The organism is Pseudomonas sp. B14(2017), from assembly GCF_002113255.1.
Taxonomy (GTDB): domain Bacteria; phylum Pseudomonadota; class Gammaproteobacteria; order Pseudomonadales; family Pseudomonadaceae; genus Aquipseudomonas; species Aquipseudomonas putida_Z.
Genome location: NZ_NEJY01000034.1, coordinates 1 through 19,263 on the forward strand (window position 1 = coordinate 1; position 19,263 = coordinate 19,263).

Below are 19,263 nucleotides of genomic sequence, written 5' to 3' on the forward strand. Positions count from 1 at the left end.
CATGGGGCCTCAGCGCTTGACGGGCATCCATGCCCGTCACCTCCCTCCGCAGTCCCTTCGCTCGGCCTCCTGAAGTCGCAATCGGCGGCGCCTGAACTATCGCGCGCCTAGAAGCAAAAGCAAAGAAGAGCCGGGCCGGCCGGGATGGATCGGAAATAAAAAAACCCGCGCTGTCACCAGCGCGGGTTTTCGGTCAGACCGGAACGATCAACGCTCCAGCAGAATCCGCAGCATGCGACGCAGCGGCTCGGCCGCGCCCCACAGCAGCTGGTCACCTACGGTGAACGCGCCCAGGTACTGGGAGCCCATGTTCAGCTTGCGCAGGCGGCCAACCGGGATGTTCAGGGTGCCGGTAACCTTGGTCGGGCTCAGCTCCTGCATGCTGATTTCACGCTGGTTAGGCACCAGCTTCACCCAAGGGTTGTGCTGGCTGATCATGCCTTCGATGTCGGCCAGCGGCACGTCCTTGTTCAGCTTGATGGTCAGCGCCTGGCTGTGGCAACGCATGGCGCCGATGCGCACGCAGATGCCGTCGACCGGGATCGGGCTCTTGAAGCGGCCGAGGATCTTGTTGGTCTCGGCCTGGGCTTTCCACTCTTCACGGCTCTGGCCGTTCGGCAGTTCCTTGTCGATCCACGGGATCAGGCTGCCAGCCAGCGGCACGCCAAAGTTCTCGGTCGGGAAGGCTTCGCTGCGCATGGTCTCGGCAACCTTGCGGTCGATGTCGAGGATGGCGCTGGCCGGGTTGGCCAGGTCATCGGCAACGGCAGCATGGGTAGCACCCATCTGCTTGATCAGCTCGCGCATGTTCTGCGCGCCGGCACCCGAGGCCGCCTGGTAGGTCATGGCGCTCATCCACTCGACCAGGCCGGCTTCGAACAGGCCACCCAGGCCCATCAGCATCAGGCTGACGGTGCAGTTGCCGCCGATGTAGTTCTTGGTACCCGCGTCCAGCTGCTGGTCGATGACCTTGCGGTTGACCGGGTCGAGGATGATCACCGCGTCATCCTGCATGCGCAGGGACGAGGCGGCGTCGATCCAGTACCCCTGCCAGCCGGCTTCACGCAGCTTGGGGAAGACCTCGTTGGTGTAGTCGCCGCCCTGGCAGGTCAGGATCACGTCGAGGGTCTTGAGTTCTTCAATCGAATAAGCGTCCTTGAGCGGAGCTGTATCCTTGCCCACGTTCGGGCCCTGGCCGCCAACATTGGAGGTGGTGAAGAACACCGGCTCGATGAGGTCGAAATCCTGCTCCTCCAGCATCCGCTGCATGAGCACGGAACCGACCATACCGCGCCAACCGATCAGACCTACACGTTTCATCGCAACTACACCTTTGCTAAAAGTGGGCCGCCACCGGGAATTTTGGGTGGCGGGCCAGAGAGATTACAGATTCCGCAGCGCTGCGACTACTGCGTCGCCCATTTCCTGCGTACCAACTTTGCGGCAGCCTTCCGAGAAGATGTCGCCGGTGCGCAGGCCCTGGTCCAGGACCAGGCTCACGGCCTTCTCGATCGCCTCGGCGGCAGCCGACTGATTGAAGCTGTAACGCAGCATCATCGACACCGACAGGATGGTCGCCAGCGGGTTGGCGATGCCAAGGCCTGCGATGTCCGGCGCCGAGCCGTGGCACGGCTCGTACATGCCCTTGTTGTCGGCATCCAGCGACGCCGAAGGCAGCATGCCGATGGAACCGGTCAGCATGGAAGCCTCATCCGACAGAATGTCACCGAACATGTTGTCGGTCACCATCACATCGAACTGCTTGGGCGCACGCACCAGCTGCATGGCGGCGTTGTCGACGTACATGTGGCTCAGCTCAACATCCGGGTAGTCCTTGGCCACGTCCTCGACCACTTCACGCCACAGCTGGCTGGAAGCCAGGACGTTGGCCTTGTCCACCGAGCACAGCTTCTTGCCACGCACGCGGGCCATGTCGAAGCCGACACGGGCGATGCGGCGCACTTCGCTTTCGCTGTACGGCAGGGTGTCGTAGGCCTGGCGCTCGCCGTTTTCCAGCTCGCGCTGGCCACGCGGGGCACCGAAGTAGATACCGCCGGTCAGCTCACGGACGATGAGGATGTCCAGGCCGGAAACGATCTCTGGCTTGAGCGACGAGGCATCGGCCAGTTGCGGGTAGAGGATGGCCGGGCGCAGGTTGGCGAACAGGCCCAGTTGCGAACGGATTTTCAGCAGGCCGCGCTCGGGGCGGATGTCACGCTCGATCTTGTCCCACTTCGGCCCGCCCACGGCGCCCAGCAGCACGGCATCGGCCTTGCGCGCACGCTCCAGGGTCTCGTCGGCCAGCGGCACGCCGTGCTTGTCGATGGCGGCGCCACCGATCACGTCGTGCTCCAGGCTGAAGCCGAGCTGGAACTTGTCGTTGGCCAGCTCCAGCACCTTGACCGCCTCGGCCATGATTTCCGGGCCGATACCGTCACCTGGGAGAATCAGAATCTGCTTGCTCATGCTTTCCTCTATCCAATCACGCGGTGCGGCCAAGCGGGCCCCACCGAAAAGTTCTTAACGCTCGGCCCACAACACCAGCACATCGGTGCTGAACGAACCATCGGCCTCGATCTGGTAATACTGCCGTACTTCTTCACCCATGGCTTGCTGCAATTGGCGAATTGCCACGCGCATTGGCTCAGGGGTGCGCATGCGCTCGACCCAGCTGGAAAACTCCAGGCGCAGCGGCTGGCGGGTGTGGCTGCGTACATTTAGGCCAGCCTCGCTGACCTGGCGCTGCCATTCGGCGGCGGAATAATCGCGCACGTGGCTGGTGTCGCGCAGTACTTCGACCGTTTGCAGGTAAGTATCGAGCAGCGGACTGCCCGGCGACATCACGTCGATGAACGCCGCCACGCCACCCGGCTTGAGCACCCGGCGCACTTCGCGCAGGGCCAGGCCCAGGTCGCTCCAGTGGTGGGCCGAGTAGCGGCTGAAGACGAAGTCGAACGAAGCATCGGCGAACGGCAGGCGTTCGGCGGCGCCGCGCTCGGTGGTGATATTGGCCAGGCCGCGCTCGGCGGCGGCACTGGCGACCACGTCGAGCATGGCCTGCGAGAGGTCGTAGGCGACCACTTCGGCGACCAGCGGGGCGACGTGGAAGCTGACATGACCGGCGCCGCAGCCCAGGTCCAGCACGCGGGCATGGCCCTGCCCCGCCAGCGCGGCCTGCAGCAGGGCGAATTCACTGCCCTGGGCGTGCACAGCGCTGCTGAGGTAGGCGCTGGCCTGTTCGCCGAACTGGCGTTGGACCACATCGGTGTGCTGGGTGCTGGTCATGTCTCGATCCTTCTGGTTTCGGGTTGTCTCTACTGGCCCTATCGCCGGCAAGCCAGCTCCCACAGAGAACCTACAGCCTTCAGACCTGTGGAGTTCCTGTGGGAGCTGGCTTGCCGGCGATGAGGCCAGCAAACCCAACTAAATCATTCAGGCATCCCGGAACAGCCAAGGCTGCCCGGCGCGGTGCTTGCCTTCGAAGGCCTTGATCGCATCGCTGTCCTGCAGGGTCAGGCCGATGTCGTCCAAGCCATTGAGCAGGCAGTGCTTGCGGAACGCATCGATCTCGAAGTGCAGCACCTTGCCATCCGGACGGGTCACCGCCTGCGCCTGCAGGTCGATGGTCAGCTGATAGCCCGGAATGGCTTCGACCTGCTTGAACAACTCGTCGACTTCCTCGTCGCTGAGGATGATCGGCAGCAAGCCGTTCTTGAAGCTGTTGTTGAAGAAGATGTCGGCAAAGCTCGGCGCGATCACGCTGCGGAAGCCGTACTCGTCCAGCGCCCATGGGGCGTGCTCACGGCTGGAGCCGCAACCGAAGTTCTCCCGCGCCAGCAACACGCTGGCACCCTGGTAGCGTTCGTGGTTGAGCACGAATTCCTTGTTCAGCGGGCGCTTGCTGTTGTCCTGGTAAGGCTGGCCCACATCCAGGTAACGCCACTCGTCGAAAAGGTTGGGGCCGAAGCCGGTGCGCTTGATCGACTTCAAAAACTGCTTGGGGATGATCTGGTCGGTGTCGACGTTGGCACGGTCCAACGGCGCGACGAGGCCAGTGTGCTGGGTAAAGGCTTTCATGCTGCGCTCCCTTGGATCAACTCGCGGACATCGATGAAGTGGCCGGTCACCGCGGCGGCGGCGGCCATGGCCGGGCTGACCAGGTGGGTACGGCCACCGGCACCCTGACGGCCTTCGAAGTTGCGGTTGGAGGTGGACGCGCAGTGCTCGCCGCTCTCCAGGCGGTCCGGGTTCATCGCCAGGCACATCGAGCAGCCTGGTTCACGCCATTCGAAACCGGCCTCGAGGAAGATCTTGTCCAGGCCTTCACGCTCGGCCTGGGCCTTGACCAGGCCCGAGCCAGGCACCACCAGCGCCTGCTTGACGTTGGCAGCGACCTTGCGGCCCTTGGCGATTTCGGCGGCGGCGCGCAGGTCTTCGATGCGCGAGTTGGTGCACGAGCCGATGAATACGCGGTCGAGCTTGATATCGGTGATCGCCTGGTTGGCGGCGAGGCCCATGTACTTGAGGGCACGCTCGATCGAACCACGCTTGATCAAGTCAGGCTCGGCAGCCGGGTCCGGCACGCGCTGGTCGACGGCGAGGACCATCTCCGGCGAAGTGCCCCAGCTGACCTGCGGCTTGATTTGCGCAGCGTCGAGCTCGACCACGGTGTCGAACACCGCATCAGCGTCGGAAACAAGGCCTTTCCAGGCTTCGACCGCCTGCTTCCACTGCTCGCCCTTCGGCGCGTACGGGCGGCCTTCGACATAGGCAACGGTGGTGTCGTCCACCGCCACCAGGCCTACGCGGGCACCGGCTTCGATGGACATGTTGCAGATGGTCATGCGGCCTTCCATCGACAATTCGCGGATGGCGCTGCCAGCAAATTCCATGGCGTGGCCGTTACCACCGGCAGTACCGATCTTGCCGATCACGGCCAGGACGATGTCCTTGGCGGTAACGCCGGCAGGCAACTGGCCTTCCACGCGCACCAGCATGTTCTTCATCTTCTTGGCGACCAGGCACTGGGTAGCGAGCACGTGCTCTACTTCGGAGGTGCCGATGCCGTGCGCCAGGGCACCGAAGGCGCCGTGGGTGGAGGTGTGCGAGTCACCGCAGACCACGGTCATGCCAGGCAAGGTGGCACCCTGCTCCGGGCTGATGACATGGACGATGCCTTGACGCTCGTCATTCATCTTGAATTCGACGATGCCGTATTCGTCACAGTTCTCGTCGAGGGTCTGCACCTGCAGGCGCGACACCTGGTCGACGATGGCCTCGATACCGCCCTTGCGCTCTGGCGTGGTCGGCACGTTGTGGTCCGGCGTGGCGATGTTGGTGTCGATGCGCCAGGGTTTGCGGTTGGCCAGGCGCAGGCCTTCGAAGGCCTGGGGCGACGTCACTTCGTGGATGATGTGACGGTCGATGTAGATCAAGGACGAGCCGTCATCACGGCGCTTGACCTCATGGGCTTCCCAGAGTTTGTCGTAGAGCGTTTTGCCAGCCATCAGACTGTTCCTCATCAGCGTCTTTCTATGCCAAAGACCCCTTGGCTTGTGCGGTCGATGCTAGGGGGTTAAATTGAATAACTCAAATTCATAATTTTTATGCTTTGGATAACCAACAGGAATACAACCCCATGGATCTGGCGAACCTTAGCGCCTTCATCGCGATAGCCGAAACCGGTAGCTTTTCCGGGGCGGCCGACCGCCTGTTCCTGACCCAACCGGCCGTCAGCAAGCGCATCGCCGGGCTGGAACAGCAACTGGATGTGCGCCTGTTCGACCGGCTGGGCCGCGAGGTGACCCTGACCGAGGCCGGCCGCGCCTTGCTGCCCCGCGCCTACCAGATCCTCAACGTCCTTGATGATACCCGGCGCGCACTGACCAATTTGACCGGGGAAGTGAGTGGTCGGCTGACCCTTGCCACCAGCCACCATATCGGCTTGCACCGCCTTCCCCCGCTGCTGCGGGCTTTCACTCGGGAATACCCGGCAGTGGCGCTGGATATTCAGTTCATGGATTCGGAACAGGCCTACGACGAAATCCTCCATGGCCGCGCCGAGATTGCCGTTATCACCCTGGCGCCCGAGCCGCACCACCTGGTCAAGGCCGTGCCGGTGTGGGACGACGCCCTGGACTTCGTCGCCGCCCCCGAGCACCCGCTGGCCAACAACCATACGGTCAGCCTGGCCGACGTCGCCCGCCACCCGGCCGTGTTCCCCGGCGGCAACACCTTTACCCACCATATTGTCCAGCGCCTGTTCGAAAGCCAGGGCCTGACGCCGAACATCGCCATGAGCACCAACTATCTGGAAACCATCAAGATGATGGTGTCGATCGGCCTGGCCTGGAGCGTGCTGCCGCGCACCATGCTCGACGAACAGGTTGCACCCATCGCCTTGCCGGGCATACAGCTGTCGCGCCAGCTAGGCTACATTTTGCACACGGAGCGTACGCTATCGAACGCGGCCAGGGCATTCATGGCCCTGCTCGACAGCCACGCAGGGCCCGCCTGACCGGTCGTCAGCCCGGTATTGCCACCTCCAAGGACGCGTCACACGCCAAAGGTCTGGTACCGATGCCCAAATCAGCGAATCGCTTTTTGCGCCTGCCGCGCATACCTGCGGCCGACCCTCAGGAGTCCGAGCAGGCCTGGCAGAACGCCCCGCAATTGCTCGCCGCGCTGAACGGCGCGCGGCTGGGGGCCTGGCTATGGGATATCGAAAGCGGCCGGGTCAGCTGGTCACGGGGCACCCAGGCCCTGTTCGGCTTCGACCCGCAGCGCCCGCTCCCCGCCGATGTCGACTACCTCGACCTGCTGCCCGAGGAAGACCGCGCGCGTACACGCCAGGTGTTTCAGGCAGTGTTCAACGGCGAACCGGTAGAACAGGCCATGCGCCACCGTATCCGCTGGCCGGACGGCAGCCTGCACTGGCTGGAGATCAACGGCAGCCTGACCCACGACCCGAACGGCCGGCCGCAGATGATCGGGGTGATCCGTGAAATCACCCGCCAACGCGAGCGGGAAACGGCGCTGATCAATTCGGAAAAACGCTTCGCCACCCTGTTCCACCTCAGCCCCAATGCCATTTTGCTCACCCGCCGCCACGACGGCATGATTTTCGAGGTCAACCAGCACTTCGAAGACATGTTCGGCTGGCCCGGCAGCCAGGTGATCGGCAAGACCAGCCTGGAACTGGGCCTGTGGGTCAACCCCGAACAGCGCCACCAGATGCTGGAATCGACCCGGGCCAACAGTGGCCCGCTGATCCTCGAGGTGCAGTTCCGCGCCATCAGCGGCAAGGTGCATGACGGCATCCTCTGCACCCAGGGCATCGAGCTGGAAGGCGTGACCTATCTGATCAGCACCTTCGTCGACACTACCGAACGCAAGCGCGCCGAGCAGGCCCTGAAGGACAGCCAGGAGCGCCTGGACCTGGCCCTGGACTCGGCACAGCTGGGCACCTGGGACTGGCATATCCCCAGCGGCATGCTCTACGGCTCGGCCCGGGCCGCACAGCTCCACGGCCTGCCGCCCATTCCCTTTCACGAATCGTTCGACGCGTTTTTCGAAGGGGTACCGGAGCAGGAGCGCAACTCGATGCGCCAGGCCTACCGCAGCCTGCGCGAAGGGCCTGCCGGCAACTACCAGATCACCTACCGGGTACAACTGGAGAACGGCATCTCGCGCTACATCGAAAGCCGCGCCCGGCTGTACCGCGACGAGCAGGGCAACCCGCTGCGCATGGCTGGCACCTTGCTCGACATCACCGACCAGGTGGAACGCGAACAGCGCCTGAGCGCCTCGGAAGAGAAGTTCGCCAGCCTGTTCCAGGTCAGCCCCGACCCGATCTGCGTCACTCGCCAGGACACTGGCCAGTTCATCGAGATCAACCCGGCGTTCACCCAGACCTTCGGCTGGGGCACCGACCAGGTGATCGGCCGCACTGCCGAGGAAATCGGCCTGTGGGCGGAGTCAGTCGAGCGCGCGCAACGCATCGAGCGGGTAATCCGCGAGCAGGCCCTGAGCAACGTCGCCGTGGTGGTCAACCACCGCAATGGCGCACCGCTGACCTGCGTGATTTCCAGCCGCCTGATCACCGTCGATGACCAGCCTTGCAGTGTTACCACCCTGCGCGACATCACCCAGCAGCAGCGCGCCGAGGCGGCGCTGAAGTCCAGCGAGGAAAAGTTCGCCAAGGCCTTCCACTCCAGCCCTGACGCCATCACCATCACCGAACGCTACAGCGGTCGCTACCTGGAAATCAACGACGGTTTCTGCCGCCTGACCGGCTACAACGCCGCCGACGTGGTCGGCCGCACGGTGTACGAGATCGGCATCTGGGCCGACGACAAGCAGCGCAGCGCCCTGCTGGCCGAGTTGCGCGAGCGTGGCCGGGTGCACCACCGCGAGATGCTGGGGCGCAACAAGCGTGGCGATATCCTTACCGTGGAGGTGTCGGTGGAGCCGATCACCCTCAACGAGGTGGACTGCCTGCTGCTGACCGCCCGCGATGTCAGCCAGCTGAAGAACGCCCAGGCACAGATTCGCCACCTGGCCTACCACGACCCGCTGACCAACCTGCCCAACCGTGCCCTGCTGATGGACCGCCTGAGCCAGCAGATCGCCCTGCTCAGGCGCCACAACCTGCGCGGCGCCCTGCTGTTCCTTGACCTCGACCACTTCAAGCACATCAACGACTCGCTGGGCCACCCGGTGGGCGACACGGTGCTGAAGATCATCACCGCACGGCTGGAAGCCAGCGTGCGCCTGGAAGACACCGTGGCGCGCCTGGGTGGCGACGAGTTCGTGGTATTGCTCAGCGGCCTGGAAGGCAGCCGCGAGCTGGTCGAAGAGAAAGTCCGCGGGCTGGCCGACACCCTGCGCGAACTGCTGGCCGAGCCGATGTCGCTGGACGGCCAGCGCCTGCAGGTGACACCCAGCATCGGCGTGGCGCTGATCCCTGACCACGGCGCCACCCCGGCCGACCTGCTCAAGCGTGCCGATATCGCCCTGTACCGGGCCAAGGACTCCGGGCGCAACACCACCCAGCTGTTCCATACCACCATGCAGAAGGCTGCCAGCGAGCGCCTGCGCATGGAAAACGACCTGCGCCTGGCCCTGGCCCGCGGCGAGCTGGCGCTGCACTTCCAGCCACAGGTGGATGCCCGCGACAACCGCATCGTCGGCGCCGAGGTACTGCTGCGCTGGCACCATCCGCAACTGGGTCAGCAGCCGCCCGCGCAATTCATTCAGGTGCTGGAAGAAAGCGGCCTGATCCTGGAAGTTGGCAGCTGGATCCTCGACGAAGCTTGCGATGCCTGCGCGCGCATGCTCGGCGACGGGCTGATCGACGCCGATGATTTCAGCCTGTGCGTGAACATCAGCCCACGGCAGTTCCGCCAGAACGACTTTGTCGGGCGGGTACTGCGCAGCCTGGACGATTACCGCCTGCCACGGCAGATGCTCAAGCTGGAAATTACCGAAGGCATCGTCATCCAGAACCTGGAAGACACCATCAGCAAGATGCGCGAGCTGAAGCGCTACGGGGTGAGCTTTGCCATGGATGACTTCGGCACCGGCTACTCCTCGCTGACCTACCTGAAGCGCCTACCGGTGGATGCGCTGAAGATCGACCAGACCTTCGTGCGTGATGCACCGGTGGACCCCAATGACGCCGAAATCGTCCGCGCCATCGTCGCCATGGCCCGCAGCCTGGACCTGGCGGTGATTGCCGAAGGGGTGGAGCTGACCGAACAGCTGGAGTTCCTGGAACGGCTGGGGTGCCACCTGTACCAGGGGTACTTGCACAGCCGGCCGCTGCCGTTGCCGGAGTTCCGGCAGATGTTGCTGGAGGCGCCAGCGGATTACTGAAACCGAAGCGGATGCGATTCCTGTGGGAGCGGCCTTGTGTCGCGAAAGGGTCGCGCAGCGGCCCCAGGATCTCAGCCATCCTGCAGCATTGCCGGGGCTGCTGCGCAGCCCTTTCGCGACGCAAGGCCGCTCCCACAAGGAAGCTGGCCCCAGGCGATCACAATAAAAAGGGCACCCGAGGGTGCCCTTTTTCACATCTACTCGATCAGTTCAGCGCTGGCTTGTCGCCGTTGATCGGAATGCGCTTGGCCTTGGCTTCTTCAGGCACGATGCGCAGCAGGTCGATGCTGAGCAGGCCATTGGCCAGGCCGGCGGCCTTGACTTCGATATGGTCGGCCAGGCGGAACGACAGCTTGAAGGCGCGCTGCGCGATACCCTGATGCAGGTAGGTCACTTCAGCAGCGGCATTGTCGCGCTTGCCACCGGTCACGGTCAGGACACCTTTTTCAACCTGCAGGTCGAGGTCCTCTTCCTGGAAACCGGCTGCAGCAACCACGATGCGGTAGTGGTCATCGCCATGCTTTTCCACGTTGTAGGGCGGGTAGCTGCTACCAGCCTCGTTACGTGCCGCGGATTCGAACAGGTCGTTGAAACGGTCGAAACCAACGGAATGGCGGAACAGTGGAGCGAGAGAGAAAGCGGTGGTCATGGTCATGAACTCCTGAGATTCAGCAAGTAAGTCATTACGCGACCCGACTTCGGCATCGCGTACTCAAGAGATATGGCCGAGGGAAATGCTTTCAAGGGGGGAGCAGAAAAAATCTGGATTCCTGCGTTGGATTTGATGGCCTCTTCGCGGGCACGCCCGCTCCCACAGGTACTGCACAGGGCTCAAAATCCGTGAGGCCCCTGTGGGAGCGGGCGAGCCCGCGAAAGGGCCGGATCAGGCAACACAAGCTTCGAAGGAAGCCACCTCAACCCCCAGCAACCTGCTGATCCGCGCACAGTCATCTTCCCGCCGCAACTCGGCAAACAGCACAACCGCTTCGGGATAACTGCGGGTCAGCATCGCCAGCCACTGCTTCATCCGCCCCGGCGCATAGCGCGGCGACAACTTGGCCTGGGCCTGGCGCCAGAATTCGCGCAGCAACGGCAGCAGGTCGTCCCAGCTCATCGGCTGGTACTCCCGCCCGTCACGCGCCGCGGCAATCTGCAGCCCCAGGTCGGGGCGCGAAACCAGCCCACGGCCCAGCATGATGTCTTCGGCACCACTGACCTCACGACAGCGCCGCCAGTCGTCCACGGTCCAGATCTCGCCATTGGCGAACACCGGTACCTTGACCACATCCTGCACCCGCGCCACCCACTCCCAGTGGGCCGGCGGCTTGTAGCCCTCGACCTTGGTCCGCGCATGCACCACCAGGTGCGCCGAGCCGCCTTCGGCCAGCGCCGTGGCACACTCCAGCGCGCCATCGGGGCTGTCAAAACCCAGGCGCATCTTCGAGGTGACCGGGATATCCGCCGGCACGGCACGGCGCACTTCACGCACAATCGCGTGCAGCAGTTCCGGCTCCTTGAGCAGCACCGCTCCACCACGCGACTTGTTCACGGTCTTGGCCGGGCAACCAAAGTTCAGGTCGATCACCGGCGCGCCCAACTCGCAGGCCAGCGCGGCGTTTTCCGCCAGGCACACAGGATCCGAGCCCAACAGCTGCACACGCATGGGCACCCCTGCGGCAGTCCGCGCACCATTGCGCAACTCGGGTGCCAGCTTGTCGAACGAGGAAGGCGGCAGCAGGCGGTCGCACACGCGAATGAACTCGGTGACGCACCAGTCGATACCGCCCACGCGGGTCAGCACGTCGCGCAGGATGTTGTCGACCAGCCCCTCCATGGGGGCCAGGGCAATTTGCATGTCGGGGTCTCGGCGGAAAAAGCCGGCAGTCTAACAAAAATTGCCGGTGTTTCAGGCGCCGATCAGCGCCGGGCCGTAACCGTCGAGGAACTCCACCGGCATGCGCCTGGGCTTGCCGCTGGACAGCTCGATGCAGGCAAAGGTGGTCTGGGCGCGCAGCAAGGTCACGCCGTCGCGCGGGCGCTTGAGCTGGAAGCGCCGGGTCATGCGCAGGCGCTGGTCCCAGTCGATGATCCAGGTGGCCAGTTGCAGCTCGTCGTCCTCGTAGGCAGCGGCCAGGTAGTCGATTTCGTGGCGCACCACGGCCATGGCCCGGTCCAGCCGGCGATATTCGGCCAGGTCCAGGCCCAGGCGCTGGGAGTGGCGCCAGGCGCAGCGCTCCAGCCAGGTGACGTAGACCGCGTTGTTGGCGTGGCCAAGGCCGTCGATATCCTCGCTGCCGACGCGCAGGTCGATGACGAAAGGTGTTGCCAGGTCCCAGCTCATGTTCGCTTCCTTGGAGCAAAAGTGGATTTAGCAGGGCCCTGCAGAAAAAAGTCCAGCCCTTGTGGAGGATTTACCGGCCTCATCGCCGGCAAGCCGGCTCCCACAGGGTCTGCGCTGGTTCAAAGGCTTGCGCTGTACCTGTGGGAGCTGGCTTGCCGGCGATGAGGCCAGTACAGGCAACATCATCAGGCACTTTGCCGCGCTGGCGCACCAGCCCGGGCCAGCAGCTCCAGCACCGCTGCACTCAGACGCGGATCGGACAACACCCGCTGGTGACCACCCGCCTCCAGCAGCATCAGGCGGCTATCGAACCAGGCCTTGTGGATGACCTGGGCCTCATCGGCTGCCACCAACGCATCATCGGCGGCATGCACCACCAGCCCAGGCAACTCCAGCTGGTAACCCGTCACATCCAGCCGCGCAATCTGCATGCCCACATCCCGCTCCACCTGGCGGATGAATGCCGCCCGCGCCCGCGCTGGAAGCCCCAGGCGATGGGCAAAGCCACGCAGTACGCCCAACAGCCGCGCCGGAGCGGCAATGCTGACCGCTGCCTCTGTGCGCAGCCCCATCTGCAGGGCCAGCAATACACTGGCGCCGCCCATTGAATGGCCAATAACCGCGCGCAGCGGCGGCAGTTCGGCGGCAGCCTCCAGCAGCGCTCGGGCAAACAGCACCACATTTGCCTGCTCGCCGGGCGAACGCCCATGCCCCGGCCCCTCCAGCGACACCACCGTGTGCCCGGCCTGGACCAAGGTTTCGATCAACGCGGCGAACTGGGTCGGGCGCCCTTCCCAGCCGTGCATCAGCAGCACGGTCGGCCCCTTGCCCCAGCGCAAGGCCGACAAGCCGAAGCGCAGAGTGATGCGCTCGGCGCTGGCCAGCACGGGCAACTCCCAATCCCGTGGCGGCAGGTTGCGCGGGGTCATGAAGGCACGGCGCATCTTGCCCGCGACGTGCTCGGGGGCCAGGCGGCCCAGGGTGCCATTGACACCACGAATCCAGCTCAGGGTAGTCATCGCCATGCTCCAGGGTTAAAGCACCGCCGATTTGGCGGCGCGCAGAATACGATCAGACAGCTCGCTGGTGCCCAGGGCACGGGCCAGCGCCAGGCCGCCAACCATCAGGGCCAGGTCGGCCAAAGCCTTGTCGGCGTCCTCGGGGCGGTCGACCATGGCAGCAGCCATCAACTCGATGTGCTCGGCCAGCACCTCGCGGAAGGCCTCCGGCAGGCGCTGCATCTCGCCCAGCGAGTTGGGCAGCGGGCAGGCATGCACTTCGGCATCACGGTGCTTGCGCGACAGGTAGAAGGCACTGGCCAGAGCCCGCCGCCCGGCGCCATCCAGGCTGGGGTCGATCTGCGCGAGCAAGGCGCGGCGCTCGCCCAGCAACTGGCGGAACGCTTCGAGCATCAACTCGTCCTTGCTGTCGAAATGGGCGTAGAAGCCACCGACGGTCAGGCCTGCCGCCCCCATGACCTGGCTGACGCTAGGCTCGGCCGGGCCGTGCTGGATCAGCGCACTTCGCGCCGCCTCGAGGATGCGCTCGCGGGTTCTGCTCTTCTTGTCGCTCATCAGGCCACTCGCCGATCAAAATATGATGATCGAAATATTATTCGCATAATATTTTTTGGCAAGCAGAATCTGCAGCCGCCTGTCGGTCGCGAAATTTTGAGTAGGGAAGAAAAACAAAAGGCCCATTCAATAATCGAATGAGCCTTAAAAGTCCCGCAAAACGCGGGTAAACGTGGCGTCCCCTAGGGGACTCGAACCCCTGTTACCGCCGTGAAAGGGCGGTGTCCTAGGCCACTAGACGAAGGGGACGTAACCTTCGTGCCGATCCGCTTGCGCGAACCGCGGCAGAAATGGTGGAGCTAAGCGGGATCGAACCGCTGACCTCCTGCATGCCATGCAGGCGCTCTCCCAGCTGAGCTATAGCCCCGAAACAAAAGGCTCATCAGTAATCGACGAGCCTTTAAAGCCCTGCAAAACGCAGGAAAAGTGGCGTCCCCTAGGGGACTCGAACCCCTGTTACCGCCGTGAAAGGGCGGTGTCCTAGGCCACTAGACGAAGGGGACGTAACCTTCGTGCCGATCCGCTAACGCGAATCGCGGCAAAAATTGGTGGAGCTAAGCGGGATCGAACCGCTGACCTCCTGCATGCCATGCAGGCGCTCTCCCAGCTGAGCTATAGCCCCGGATTTCTAGCCTCTCGGCCCAGCGACATCCTGAAACATCGCTTGTGCAAAACTGGCGTCCCCTAGGGGACTCGAACCCCTGTTACCGCCGTGAAAGGGCGGTGTCCTAGGCCACTAGACGAAGGGGACGAACCTTCTTACCTTCAAGACCCGATTGCTGGACCCGGTCTTGCCCGACAGCCTTGGCTGCCAGACGGAATTTGGTGGAGCTAAGCGGGATCGAACCGCTGACCTCCTGCATGCCATGCAGGCGCTCTCCCAGCTGAGCTATAGCCCCACAATGTCGCTTTGAACCGAAGCGCTGGCTGGGTGCCTGGCGTTTCGTTTTCGTTCATCGCTGTGGACGGGGCGCATATTAAGATCGGATTGCAGGGCTGTCAAACGAATTTTTCAAAATATTCAAAAAATTTTTCACAGATAACAATCACTTACCGCCCTGCCCTGCTGAGTCAAGCCACTTGCCCTCAGTAAATGGTCTGGGGGAGCGGCCTGTGGGAGCGGGCGCGCCCGCGAAACAGGCGACGCGGTGGATGGCACCGGCTTTGCCGGTGTTCGCGGGCATGCCCGCTCCCACAAAGATTGCACAGACTTTTAGACAGTTGCGCCTAAAGCCTGGGGAACGCCGTCAGGCGATGGAGGCCAGCAGCTTTTCCCACTCTTTGTTTTCTTTCTTCGACACACCACCCAGAAGGTCCAGGGCCTGGCGCAGGCGGTAGCGGGTCAGGTCCGGGCCAAGGATTTCCATGGCGTCCAGTACCGAAACCGAGCTGGCCTGGCCGGTAATGGCGGCAAACATCAGCGGCATGGCGTCACGCAGCTTCAGCTCCAGCGCCTCGACCACCGCCTGGATGCAACCGGTGATGCGCTCCTTTTCCCACTGACGCAGGCTTTCGAGCTTCCACAGGATCAGCTGGATCACCTGGCGTACCTGGTCGGCCGACAGTTTCTTGCTTTCGAACAGCTTGGCGTCCAGCTTCAGCGCGCCTTCGAAGAAGAACCCGCCCAGCGGGGCAACCTGGCTGAAGGTTTCCACCCGGCCCTGCACGTGCGGGGCGATCTTCATCATGTAGTCGCTGTTGAACGCCCATTTCTGCAGGCGCGCGGCGAACTCCTCGACCGGCAGTTCGCGCAGCCACTGGCCGTTCAGCCAGGACAGCTTCTCGATGTCGAAGATCGGGCCGCCCAGCGAGATACGCGACAGGTCGAAGTGCTCGACCATCTCGGCCAGCGAGAACTTCTCGCGCTCGTCCGGCATCGACCAGCCCATGCGACCCAGGTAGTTGAGCATCGCCTCGGGCATGAAGCCCATGCGCTCGTAGAAAGTCACCGAGGTCGGGTTCTTGCGCTTGGACAGCTTGGACTTGTCCGGGTTACGCAGCAGCGGCATGTAGCACAGCTTGGGCTGTTCCCAGCCGAAGTATTCGTACAGCTTGATCAGCTTGGGTGCCGATGGCAGCCACTCTTCGCCGCGCAGCACGTGGGTGATGCCCATCAGATGGTCGTCGACCACGTTGGCCAGGAAGTACGTCGGCAGGCCGTCGTTCTTCATCAGCACCTGCATGTCCATGCGGTCCCACGGGATCTCGACATCGCCACGCAGCATGTCCGGTACCACGCACACGCCTTCGCTCGGCACTTTCATGCGGATCACGTGCGGCTCGCCAGCGTCCAGGCGGCGCTGCACTTCCTCGGCGCTCAGCAGCAGCGCGCGGCCGTCGTAGCGCGGGGTTTCGCCACGGGCTTGCTGCTCGGCGCGCATCTGCTCCAGCTCTTCGGCGGTGCAGAAGCAGTAGAAGGCATGGCCGGCGTCAACCAGCTCCTTGGCGTACCTGGCGTAGATCTCGCCACGCTCGCTCTGCCGGTACGGGCCGTGCGGGCCGCCGACGTCCGGGCCTTCGTTCCATTCGATGCCGAGCCAGCGCAGGGCATCGAAGATCTGCTGTTCCGACTCGCGCGTGGAGCGCAGTTGGTCGGTGTCTTCGATGCGCAGGATGAACTCACCGCCGTGCTGCTTGGCAAAGCAGTAGTTGAACAGGGCGATGTAGGCGGTGCCGACATGGGGGTCGCCGGTAGGCGATGGCGCGATACGCGTGCGTACGGTGGTCATGGAGAGTCTCGAACGAAAGATGAAACAAAGGCGGGATGTTAGCAGGAGGCAGGCACCGGGCTCCAGCAATGGCGCGAACGTCACTTGTCGACCGGCCATGTGCCGCTGTTAAATTTATTTACATTTCTGGAACGATAGTCCTCATGCCTGCCCAACTCAAACGCCGCCTGCTGGTCTTCTTCACTTTGGTGGCCGTCATCGCCCTCGCCTTCCTGGGCCACTGGTACTTCAAGGGCCGCTTCTACGAAAGCACCGACAACGCCTACGTACAGGGCGAGATCACCCGCATTTCCAGCCAGTTGGGCGCACGCATCGACGAGGTGCGGGTCGAGGACAACCAGCACGTCAGGAAAGGCGACCTGCTGGTGCGCCTGGAGGCCGCCGACTTCGAACTGGCCGTGCAACGCGCCCGCGCCGCCCTGGCCACCCGCGAAGCCGAACAGGTGCAGGCGCAAAGCCGCCTGACCCAGCAAGCCAGCCTGATCGCCGCCGGCCAGGCCCAGGTGGCGGCCAACCAGGCCACCTTCGACCGCTCGCGCCTGGACCTGAGCCGCGCCGAGAAGTTGCGCAAGCCAGGTTTCGTATCGGAAGAGCGGGTCACCACCCTGTCCGCGGACAGCCATGTCGCCGGCTCGCAGGTCGACAAGGCCCGTGCCGACCTGCAAAGCCAGCGCCAGCAGGTCAATGCGCTGACCGCCGAGCTCAAGCGCCTCGACGCGCAGATCGCCAACGCCCGCGCCGACCTGGCCCAGGCCGAACTGAACCTGACCCGCTGCGAAATCCGCGCACCGATCAGCGGCAGCATCGGCCAGCGCAACGCGCGCGATGGCCAGGTGGTACAGGCCGGTGCCTACCTGCTGTCGATCGTGCCGGACGAAGACATCTGGGTGCAGGCCAACTTCAAGGAAACCCAGATCGGCCGCATGCAGCCCGGCCAACGTGCCGAACTGCTGTTCGACAGCTACCCCGACACACCGATCGAAGGCCGGGTCGACAGCCTGTTCGCCGCCTCCGGCGCGCAGTTCAGCCTGCTGCCGCCCGACAACGCCACCGGCAACTTCACCAAGGTGGTGCAGCGCATCCCGGTCAAGCTGACCTTCCGCGCCGACAACCCACTGCACGGGCGCATCCGCCCTGGCATGTCGGTGACCGCCACCGTCGACCTGCGCAGCGAAGACGAAGGCCGCAATGGCCGGTGACCAGTTGCTCAGGCCCACCGCCGAGCCGACCCGGCGCGACTGGATCGCGGTAATGAGCGTGATGCTTGGCGCCTTCATGGCGGTGCTGGACATCCAGATCACCAACTCGTCGCTCAAGGACATCCAGGGCGCGCTGTCGGCGACGCTGGAGGAAGGCTCGTGGATTTCCACCTCTTACCTGGTCGCGGAGATCATCATGATCCCGCTCACCGCCTGGCTGGTGCAGCTGCTGTCGGCGCGGCGCCTGGCGGTGTGGGTATCCGGCGGTTTCCTGTTGTCGTCGCTGTTGTGCTCGATGGCCTGGAACCTCGAGAGCATGATCCTGTTCCGCGCCCTGCAGGGTTTTACCGGCGGTGCGCTGATCCCGCTGGCCTTCACCCTGACCCTGATCAAGCTGCCCGAACACCACCGCGCCAAGGGCATGGCCATGTTCGCCATGACCGCCACCTTCGCCCCCTCCATCGGCCCTACCCTGGGCGGCTGGCTGACCGAGAACTGGGGTTGGGAATACATTTTCTACATCAATATCCCGCCGGGCCTGGTGATGATCGCCGGCCTGCTGTACGGGCTGGAAAAGAAGGACGCGCACTGGGAACTGCTGAAAAGCACCGATTACGCCGGCATCGTCACCCTGGGCCTGGGGCTTGGCTGCCTGCAGGTGTTCCTGGAGGAAGGCCACCGCAAGGACTGGCTGGAGTCGCAGCTGATCGTCGGCCTGGGCAGCATCGCCCTGGTCAGCCTGATCACCTTCGTGATTCTGCAGTTTTCCAAGCCACACCCGCTGATCAACCTGCGCATCCTCGGCAACCGCAACTTTGGCCTGTCGAGCATCGCCAGCCTGGGCATGGGAGTGGGCTTGTACGGGTCGATCTACCTGCTGCCGCTGTACCTGGCTCAGGTGCAGGGCTACAACGCCTTGCAGATTGGCGAGGTGATCATGTGGATGGGTATCCCGCAGCTGTTCCTGATCCCGTTGGTGCCGCAACTGATGAAAGTGGTGTCGCCCAAGGTGTTGTGTGCCCTGGGGTTCTGCCTGTTCGGCGCCGCCAGTTTCGGCTCGGGGGTGCTCAACCCGGACTTTGCAGGGCCGCAGTTCAACCAGATCCAGATCATCCGTGCCATCGGCCAGCCAATGATCATGGTGACCATTTCGCTGATCGCCACGGCGTATATACAGCCGCAGGATGCGGGTTCGGCGTCGAGCCTGTTCAATATCCTGCGCAACCTGGGCGGTGCGATCGGCATTGCGCTGCTGGCCACGCTGCTGGATGCACGGACCAAGGTGTATTTCGATTACCTTAGGGAGGCGGTGGTGCCGAGCAACCCGCAGGTGGCGGAGCGGTTGGCGCAACTGGCGGAGCGGCTGGGCAATGACAATGCGGCGCTGGGCAAGTTGAGCGAGATCACTCACCAGCAGGCGTTGATCATGGCCTATAACGATGCGTTCCACTTTGTGGGGATCGGGTTGGCGGTGAGCATGGTGGCGGTGTTGTTGACCCGCAAGTTGCCGGAGGGGCTGAAGGCGGGAGAAGCACATTGAGGCT

The 19,263-nt window shown here is 63.8% G+C and carries 15 protein-coding genes and 6 tRNA genes; 4 read left to right on the forward strand and 17 right to left on the reverse strand.

The genetic code is table 11. The features are described 5' to 3' along the window. Positions 1-207: 207 nt before the first annotated feature. The 5 genes from asd to leuC form a co-directional block, all read right to left on the reverse strand. On the reverse strand, positions 208-1,320 hold the full coding sequence (asd, locus tag CAG34_RS26245) for an aspartate-semialdehyde dehydrogenase (protein ID WP_003260268.1): 1,113 nt from the start codon (positions 1,318-1,320) through the stop codon (positions 208-210). Between the two features lie 63 nt (positions 1,321-1,383). Continuing rightward, positions 1,384-2,466, reverse strand: coding sequence for a 3-isopropylmalate dehydrogenase (leuB, locus tag CAG34_RS26250; RefSeq protein ID WP_025338238.1), 1,083 nt, complete (start codon positions 2,464-2,466; stop codon positions 1,384-1,386). Between the two features lie 54 nt (positions 2,467-2,520). Next, on the reverse strand, positions 2,521-3,285 hold the full coding sequence (locus CAG34_RS26255) for a class I SAM-dependent methyltransferase (RefSeq protein ID WP_085593296.1): 765 nt from the start codon (positions 3,283-3,285) through the stop codon (positions 2,521-2,523). A gap of 147 nt (positions 3,286-3,432) precedes the next feature. Next, positions 3,433-4,077, reverse strand: coding sequence for a 3-isopropylmalate dehydratase small subunit (gene leuD, locus CAG34_RS26260; RefSeq protein ID WP_015269431.1), 645 nt, complete (start codon positions 4,075-4,077; stop codon positions 3,433-3,435). Further along, positions 4,074-5,507 (reverse strand): 3-isopropylmalate dehydratase large subunit, encoded by a 1,434-nt coding sequence (leuC, locus tag CAG34_RS26265; protein ID WP_025338236.1) that lies wholly within the window; start codon positions 5,505-5,507, stop codon positions 4,074-4,076. The genes leuD and leuC overlap by 4 nt, the downstream gene beginning before the upstream one ends. Positions 5,508-5,638: 131 nt before the next feature. Between leuC and CAG34_RS26270 the strand changes: the two genes are divergently transcribed. Then, positions 5,639-6,517, forward strand: coding sequence for a LysR family transcriptional regulator (locus tag CAG34_RS26270; protein ID WP_025338235.1), 879 nt, complete (start codon positions 5,639-5,641; stop codon positions 6,515-6,517). 62 nt (positions 6,518-6,579) lie between these two features. After that, the gene (locus CAG34_RS26275) at positions 6,580-9,876 is read left to right on the forward strand and encodes a PAS domain S-box protein (RefSeq protein ID WP_025338234.1); all 3,297 of its coding nucleotides are present in this window, start codon (positions 6,580-6,582) and stop codon (positions 9,874-9,876) included. Positions 9,877-10,081: 205 nt separating this feature from the next. Here the strand turns inward: CAG34_RS26275 and CAG34_RS26280 are convergent, their stop codons facing one another. The 12 genes from CAG34_RS26280 to gltX all read right to left on the reverse strand — a co-directional run bounded on the left by CAG34_RS26280 (position 10,082) and on the right by gltX (position 16,520). Further along, positions 10,082-10,525: an Hsp20 family protein gene (locus CAG34_RS26280; protein WP_085593298.1), complete on the reverse strand. Its 444-nt coding sequence runs from the start codon at positions 10,523-10,525 to the stop codon at positions 10,082-10,084. Positions 10,526-10,759: 234 nt separating this feature from the next. Next, positions 10,760-11,731: a tRNA-dihydrouridine synthase gene (locus tag CAG34_RS26285; RefSeq protein ID WP_063913789.1), complete on the reverse strand. Its 972-nt coding sequence runs from the start codon at positions 11,729-11,731 to the stop codon at positions 10,760-10,762. A 51-nt stretch (positions 11,732-11,782) separates the two neighbouring features. Beyond that, on the reverse strand, positions 11,783-12,217 hold the full coding sequence (locus CAG34_RS26290) for a thioesterase family protein (RefSeq protein ID WP_025338232.1): 435 nt from the start codon (positions 12,215-12,217) through the stop codon (positions 11,783-11,785). Positions 12,218-12,402: 185 nt separating this feature from the next. Further along, complete coding sequence (locus tag CAG34_RS26295; RefSeq protein WP_085593300.1) at positions 12,403-13,236, reverse strand: alpha/beta fold hydrolase; 834 nt, start codon at positions 13,234-13,236, stop codon at positions 12,403-12,405. A gap of 15 nt (positions 13,237-13,251) precedes the next feature. Then, a complete protein-coding gene (locus CAG34_RS26300; RefSeq protein WP_013971594.1) occupies positions 13,252-13,791 on the reverse strand; it encodes a TetR/AcrR family transcriptional regulator in 540 nt (179 codons plus the stop codon). A 173-nt stretch (positions 13,792-13,964) separates the two neighbouring features. Further along, positions 13,965-14,040: transfer RNA gene (locus CAG34_RS26305), tRNA-Glu, on the reverse strand. A 42-nt stretch (positions 14,041-14,082) separates the two neighbouring features. Then, a tRNA-Ala gene (locus CAG34_RS26310) sits at positions 14,083-14,158 on the reverse strand. A gap of 60 nt (positions 14,159-14,218) precedes the next feature. Beyond that, positions 14,219-14,294: transfer RNA gene (locus CAG34_RS26315), tRNA-Glu, on the reverse strand. 43 nt (positions 14,295-14,337) lie between these two features. Further along, positions 14,338-14,413: transfer RNA gene (locus tag CAG34_RS26320), tRNA-Ala, on the reverse strand. Positions 14,414-14,466: 53 nt separating this feature from the next. Next, positions 14,467-14,542 (reverse strand) — tRNA-Glu (locus tag CAG34_RS26325). A gap of 72 nt (positions 14,543-14,614) precedes the next feature. Next, positions 14,615-14,690 (reverse strand) — tRNA-Ala (locus tag CAG34_RS26330). A gap of 348 nt (positions 14,691-15,038) precedes the next feature. Continuing rightward, complete coding sequence (gene gltX, locus CAG34_RS26340) at positions 15,039-16,520, reverse strand: glutamate--tRNA ligase (RefSeq protein ID WP_025338230.1); 1,482 nt, start codon at positions 16,518-16,520, stop codon at positions 15,039-15,041. A 143-nt stretch (positions 16,521-16,663) separates the two neighbouring features. On the opposite strand from gltX, the gene CAG34_RS26345 reads away from it, so the two are divergent. Both CAG34_RS26345 and CAG34_RS26350 read left to right on the forward strand, forming a co-directional pair. After that, entirely contained in the window at positions 16,664-17,719 is a 1,056-nt protein-coding gene (locus CAG34_RS26345) for an HlyD family secretion protein (protein ID WP_085593304.1), read from the forward strand. Continuing rightward, a complete protein-coding gene (locus tag CAG34_RS26350) occupies positions 17,709-19,259 on the forward strand; it encodes an MDR family MFS transporter (protein WP_085593306.1) in 1,551 nt (516 codons plus the stop codon). The genes CAG34_RS26345 and CAG34_RS26350 overlap by 11 nt, the downstream gene beginning before the upstream one ends. Positions 19,260-19,263 lie beyond the last annotated feature (4 nt).

Bases quoted from the DNA above. Each gene is read 5' to 3' on its own strand.
- CAG34_RS26290 (WP_025338232.1), bottom strand. From the start codon at position 12,217: ATGAGCTGGGACCTGGCAACACCTTTCGTCATCGACCTGCGCGTCGGC.
- leuC (WP_025338236.1), bottom strand. From the start codon at position 5,507: ATGGCTGGCAAAACGCTCTACGACAAACTCTGGGAAGCCCATGAGGTC.
- asd (WP_003260268.1), bottom strand. From the start codon at position 1,320: ATGAAACGTGTAGGTCTGATCGGTTGGCGCGGTATGGTCGGTTCCGTG.
- CAG34_RS26270 (WP_025338235.1), top strand. From the start codon at position 5,639: ATGGATCTGGCGAACCTTAGCGCCTTCATCGCGATAGCCGAAACCGGT.
- CAG34_RS26345 (WP_085593304.1), top strand. From the start codon at position 16,664: ATGCCTGCCCAACTCAAACGCCGCCTGCTGGTCTTCTTCACTTTGGTG.
- CAG34_RS26255 (WP_085593296.1), bottom strand. From the start codon at position 3,285: ATGACCAGCACCCAGCACACCGATGTGGTCCAACGCCAGTTCGGCGAA.
- CAG34_RS26300 (WP_013971594.1), bottom strand. From the start codon at position 13,791: ATGAGCGACAAGAAGAGCAGAACCCGCGAGCGCATCCTCGAGGCGGCG.
- CAG34_RS26275 (WP_025338234.1), top strand. From the start codon at position 6,580: ATGCCCAAATCAGCGAATCGCTTTTTGCGCCTGCCGCGCATACCTGCG.
- CAG34_RS26295 (WP_085593300.1), bottom strand. From the start codon at position 13,236: ATGACTACCCTGAGCTGGATTCGTGGTGTCAATGGCACCCTGGGCCGC.
- gltX (WP_025338230.1), bottom strand. From the start codon at position 16,520: ATGACCACCGTACGCACGCGTATCGCGCCATCGCCTACCGGCGACCCC.
- leuD (WP_015269431.1), bottom strand. From the start codon at position 4,077: ATGAAAGCCTTTACCCAGCACACTGGCCTCGTCGCGCCGTTGGACCGT.
- CAG34_RS26280 (WP_085593298.1), bottom strand. From the start codon at position 10,525: ATGACCACCGCTTTCTCTCTCGCTCCACTGTTCCGCCATTCCGTTGGT.
- CAG34_RS26350 (WP_085593306.1), top strand. From the start codon at position 17,709: ATGGCCGGTGACCAGTTGCTCAGGCCCACCGCCGAGCCGACCCGGCGC.
- leuB (WP_025338238.1), bottom strand. From the start codon at position 2,466: ATGAGCAAGCAGATTCTGATTCTCCCAGGTGACGGTATCGGCCCGGAA.
- CAG34_RS26285 (WP_063913789.1), bottom strand. From the start codon at position 11,731: ATGCAAATTGCCCTGGCCCCCATGGAGGGGCTGGTCGACAACATCCTG.